General features: G+C 71.5%; 2 protein-coding genes, 1 tRNA gene and 1 pseudogene. 3 read left to right on the top strand and 1 reads right to left on the bottom strand.

Translation table 11 applies throughout. The features are described from left to right. Nucleotides 1-194, bottom strand: a pseudogene (locus tag R1101_RS28150) (selenide, water dikinase SelD); the annotation flags it as partial. Nucleotides 195-252: 58 nt separating this feature from the next. On the opposite strand from R1101_RS28150, the gene R1101_RS0122165 reads away from it, so the two are divergent. The 3 genes from R1101_RS0122165 to R1101_RS28155 form a co-directional block, all read left to right on the top strand. After that, a tRNA-Sec gene (locus R1101_RS0122165) sits at nt 253-347 on the top strand. A 33-nt stretch (nt 348-380) separates the two neighbouring features. Further along, nucleotides 381-1688 (top strand): L-seryl-tRNA(Sec) selenium transferase, encoded by a 1308-nt coding sequence (selA, locus tag R1101_RS0122170; protein WP_016935419.1) that lies wholly within the window; start codon nt 381-383, stop codon nt 1686-1688. After that, the coding region (locus R1101_RS28155) for a GTP-binding protein (RefSeq protein ID WP_037224648.1) at nt 1688-2026 on the top strand (339 nt) is incomplete at its 3' end. The genes selA and R1101_RS28155, both read left to right, overlap by 1 nt.

The following is a 2026-nucleotide window of genomic DNA, read 5'->3' on the forward strand; positions in this document are numbered from 1 at the left end:
GGGTCGATCCGGACCGCGGCGCCGTCGTCGCCGTTCTCCACACCGACCAGCAGTTCGCCGGTCGCTCGTCCACCCTGCAGGCCACCGAGTACCCGTTCGAGTTCGCCCGGCGGAACCTTGCACGCGCAGCCGCCGCCGGCCGCGTACTGGGTGAGTCGGATGGCGCCCTCGGGAAGGTCGACGTGTGCGGTCATACGACCGAACATACGGGCGTGCCGTAACCGGGGGCTCGACTTCGGTTAGGGTGAGCGCGGAGGTGGTTCTCGTCTGGTGACGGTCGCGGTCTTCAAAACCGTTGTGGCCCAGTATCTGGGCTGGGCGGGTTCGATTCCCGTCCGCCTCCGCCAAATTTTTTCGTCGAGTGTGGGATGAGGAGGCGCGTGCCGGATCCGCGACGGGATGTTCCCCGCACCGACCAGGTCCTGGCCGATCCGCGCCTGCGCGAAGCCGTCGACCGGCTCGGCTCCCGTCTGGTCAAGCAGACCGTGGTCGCGGCCCAGCAGCGGTGCCGCGACGGAGAGATCGAGCCGGGGGCCGTCGCCGACGTCGCAGCCGAATCGTTGCCGCAACAGGCGGCCACCCTGCGTCGCGTCCTCAACGCGACCGGCGTGGTGGTGCACACCAATCTCGGCCGCGCCCCCCTCTCCCGCGCGGCGGTCGAAGCCGTGACGACCGCGGCGGGCGCGACCGATGTCGAGCTCGATCTGGCCACCGGCAGGCGCGGGCGGCGCGGCCGCGGCGCTCTCGAGGCGCTCGCCGAGCAGGTACCGGATGCCGGAGGCGTCCACGTGGTCAACAACGGTGCCGCCGCTCTCGCTCTGGCCACGCGGGTGCTTGCCCGCGGGGGCCGCTCGATCGTGATCGCGCGGGGCGAACTGGTCGAGATCGGCGACGGCTTCCGGATCCCGGAACTGCTGGAATCGGTCGGTGCCGCGCTGCGGGAGGTCGGTACCACCAACCGTGTCCGCCTGAGCGACTACGCCGCGGCCGTCGACGACGACGACACCGCCTTCGTCCTCAAGGTGCATCCGTCGAACTTCACGGTCACCGGCTTCACGTCGTCCGTCTCGGTCCGCGAACTCACGGGGCTCGGTCCGCCCGTCGTGGTCGACATCGGGTCGGGACTGCTCGCACCGCATCCACGCCTGCCGAACGAGCCCGACGCCACCAGTGCCCTGCGCGCCGGCGCCGACCTGGTCACGGCTTCGGGCGACAAGCTGCTGGGTGGTCCGCAGGCGGGGCTGCTGCTCGGACGGGCCGAGCTGGTGGAACGCCTGCGCCGCGATCCGTTCGCACGGGCATTACGCGTCGACAAGCTCACCCTCGCCGCGCTGGAAGCGACCCTGACGGGACCGACGCCTCCCGTCGCGGCAGCACTGGCCACGCGGCCGGAGGACCTTCGCGCCCGTGCCCGGGCGATCTGCGCTGCGCTGCCTGCCGAGTGCGAGCCCGAGGTGGTCGACTCCGACGGCGTCGTCGGTGGTGGCGGCGCCCCGGATGTGACCCTGCCGAGCGTGGCGATCGCGCTGCCCGAACACTTCGCCGTGCCGTTGCGTCTCGGCGAACACCCGGTCGTCGGCCGTGTGGAACGGGGCAGGTTGCTGCTCGACCTGCTCGCCGTCGACCCCGGTGAGGACCGCGATCTGATCGGCGCCGTGACGCGTGTGGCCCGCCGCGAAGGACGCTGATGCACGTCGTCGCGACCGCCGGTCATGTCGACCACGGCAAGTCGACGCTGGTCGAAGCGCTCACCGGCGCGAATCCGGATCGGCTCGCCGAGGAACGGCGGCGAGGACTGACCATCGAGCTCGGCTACTGCTGGACGTCCTGGACCGAAGTGGGGGAGGTCGCCTTCGTCGACGTCCCCGGACACGAGCGTTTCCTGACGACGATGCTCTCCGGGGTGGGATCGGTCCCGGCCGCGCTGTTCGTGGTGGCCGCCGACGATCCGTGGATGCCCCAAGCAGCCGAACATCTCGCGGCGCTCGACGCGCTCGGCGTGCGCCACGCGGTCGTCGCGGTGACC

It is taken from the genome of Rhodococcus sp. R1101 (assembly GCF_000278445.1).
Classification (GTDB): Bacteria; Actinomycetota; Actinomycetes; order Mycobacteriales; family Mycobacteriaceae; genus Rhodococcus; species Rhodococcus gordoniae.